The sequence below is a fragment of the Psychrobacter sp. HII-4 genome (assembly GCF_904846595.1).
Lineage (GTDB): Bacteria > Pseudomonadota > Gammaproteobacteria > Pseudomonadales > Moraxellaceae > Psychrobacter > Psychrobacter celer.
On sequence record NZ_CAJHBJ010000089.1, the window covers coordinates 1 to 1425 of the forward strand.

Here is a 1425-nt window from a genome sequence, read left to right on the forward strand (position 1 = left end):
AAATAGATATTGATGATAAATTCGTCTATGGGCATCTCACAACTCCATTGTATTCTTGGTCGAAAACAATAGATTAGTGAGGTGCTCTTCTTTTTTCAATCACTTTCGAAGTTGAGAGTGGGGTAAAATTGCAACGGGGGATAAACTTTTTTGTGCAAAATATAGAATGATGGTCTTTGGCGATTACCCATCTAACCCGCGACGGTCATCAGGGGTAATTGATAAGATTGATAAATACGCAACAATCCCCATAAAGTTAGCAACTTCTCAATGACATAAGCCAGTTATGACTCAAGATACTCAAGCACCAAATACTGACACCCAAACCACCAGCTACAACGACATTCGCCAGCGCTTTTTTATTGAAGACTCGCCTGTACGCGGTGATGTGGTGCGTCTATCGCGCAGCTATGCGACCACGATTGCCCAAAAGCCCTATCCTGAAGCGATTAAACGCTTATTGGGCGAGATGATGACGGCGGCAAGCTTGCTGATCAGCACTGTCAAAATCAACGGTCGTTTGTCTATCCAGCTGCAGTCCTCAGACCCTGAGAGCCTGCTCAATTGGGCGATGGCGGAGTGTGACCAAGACGGCATCATCCGCGCGCTTGCCAGCTGGAAGGCCGACACCGACGCGCAAGCACAAGCGTGGGAGAGCATGACCACAGCCAAAGACGCTTTTGCGGAGCTTGGCGCGATGGGCCAAGGCGTATTGTTTATCAATATTCAGCCTGACGGCGGCGACTCTTATCAAGGTATCGTCGAGCGTAGTCATGACAATTTGGCAGACTGCTTGGCGCACTATCAAAAGCAGTCCGCGCAGATTCCAACGCTGATCAACTTAGCATCAGACGGCCTACAAGCTGGGGGTATTTTGGTACAAATGTTGCCACGTACCGCTGAGGAAACCTTTGAGGTTGAGCAAAACCAAGACGCCGGCATCGATGATGACCTATGGCCGCGCTTAAACGTCCTCACGCGTACGCTAAAAGCAGAAGAGCTGACCACACTCGATACCAGCGAGATTTTATACCGCTTGTATCATGAAGAAAACATCGTGGCACCTGAGCCTGTGGCGCTATCATTTGGCTGTACTTGCTCACGCGAAAAGTGCGAGACAGCCATCGAGCAAATCGGTGAAGCAGAAGCGTTAGATATCGTCGAAGAGCAAGGCGGGACGTTTGAGATGGACTGCGGTTTTTGCGGTGAGATCTATCCGTTTGATAAAGACGATGTGACCGCTATCTTTGCTAAATAGGCGGTATCTGGTAAAACACCTCTCATTGACTTCCTCCCCTCCCTAAAGTGAGGGGATTCCTACTAAAGACGGCCAAGCCCGACCGCGAGAATGTTTTTTGCTCCATTAACATCTCTGTTATGGGTCGTTTTACAAGAACGACAAAACCACTCTCTTATACCAAGCCC

The 1425-nt window shown here is 48.6% G+C and carries 1 protein-coding gene and 1 pseudogene; one reads left to right on the forward strand and one right to left on the reverse strand.

Going from position 1 to position 1425, the window contains the following annotated elements:
- The first annotated feature begins 286 nt into the window (after positions 1 to 286).
- Complete coding sequence (locus JMX98_RS13815; RefSeq protein WP_201587399.1) at positions 287 to 1258, forward strand: Hsp33 family molecular chaperone HslO; 972 nt, start codon at positions 287 to 289, stop codon at positions 1256 to 1258.
- 42 nt (positions 1259 to 1300) lie between these two features.
- Here JMX98_RS13815 and JMX98_RS13820 read toward each other — a convergent pair.
- Positions 1301 to 1425, reverse strand: a pseudogene (locus JMX98_RS13820) (zinc ribbon domain-containing protein); the annotation flags it as partial.